The organism is Campylobacter sp. W0066.1, from assembly GCF_024723635.1.
GTDB lineage: Bacteria > Campylobacterota > Campylobacteria > Campylobacterales > Campylobacteraceae > Campylobacter_D > Campylobacter_D lari_C.
Genome location: NZ_JANQCW010000044.1, coordinates 1 through 1,155, shown reverse-complemented (window position 1 = coordinate 1,155; position 1,155 = coordinate 1). Strand labels below are relative to the sequence as shown.

Genomic DNA, 1,155 nt, shown 5'->3' with positions numbered 1-1,155 from the left:
TATTTAAGATTTTAGAAGAAACTAAAAAGGCTTGTTGTGAGTAAAGGTATGTATGAGCTAGCTTGTGAGCTTTTTCCTATATGCAGAAGTATTACCGGGAAAGGCTTTAGACAAAGCTTAAAAATACTTGATGAAGCTATGGGGGGGGGTATATTAAAAATTCATTCTATAGCAAGCGGGAGCAAAGTGTTTGATTGGGAAGTGCCTGCTGAATGGGAGATAAACGATGCTTATATCATCACTCCAGATGGAGAAAAAATTTGTGATTTTAAGCAAAATAATCTTCATGTGTTAAACTATAGCACAGGCATAGACACAGAGCTTGATCTAGCAAGCTTACAAGAGCATCTTTACTCTATAGAGGATATGCCTGATGCCATACCTTATGTGACAAGCTATTATAAAAGGTGTTGGGGGTTTTGTATAAAACACAAAGATAGAGTTAAATTAAAAGAAGGAAAATATAAAGTTTTCATAGATGCAAAGCACCATGAAAATGGAGTTTTAAACTATGCTGATTTACTCATACCTAGCACGCAAGAAACAAAAGATGAAATTTTAATTTCCACTTATCTTTGTCATCCATCTATGGCAAATAACGAGTTAAGTGGTCCTGTGGTAGCTGCATTTTTAGCTAAATGGCTTTTAGAACTTAAAGAGAGAAAATATAATTATCGTTTTGTTTTTGCTCCTGAAACTATAGGAAGTATAGTTTATCTTAGTAAACATTTAAAGTATTTGCAAAAACACACTAAAGCAGGATTTGTACTCTCTTGCATAGGCGATGATAATGCTTACTCACTCATTCACACTCCAAATGAAAATACTCTAGCAGACAAAGTAGCCTTGCATACTTTAAAAGAAAAAAATAATTTTAAAGAATTTAGCTTTTTATATAGAGGTGGCAACGAAAGACAGCTTTGCTCTCCTTTAGTAAATTTACCAGTAGTTTGTATATGTAGGACTAGATTTGGTGATTATAAAGAATATCATACTAGCAAGGATGACTTAAATTTCATCAGCGAAGAGGGATTGCAAGGTAGCTTAAAAGCCATGCAAGAAACCATTGCGAATTTAGAAGTAAATGCAATTTATCAAATCACAACTTTTTGTGAACCAAATTTGGGTAAAAGAGGATTATATCACACTATCAAT

General features: G+C 33.3%; 1 protein-coding gene. It reads left to right on the top strand.

What is annotated here, in order from left to right; all coding sequences use genetic code 11:
- Positions 1 to 48: 48 nt before the first annotated feature.
- On the top strand, positions 49 to 1,155 hold a 1,107-nt coding region (locus CAMP18497_RS08195), incomplete at its 3' end, for a DUF4910 domain-containing protein (protein ID WP_337213746.1).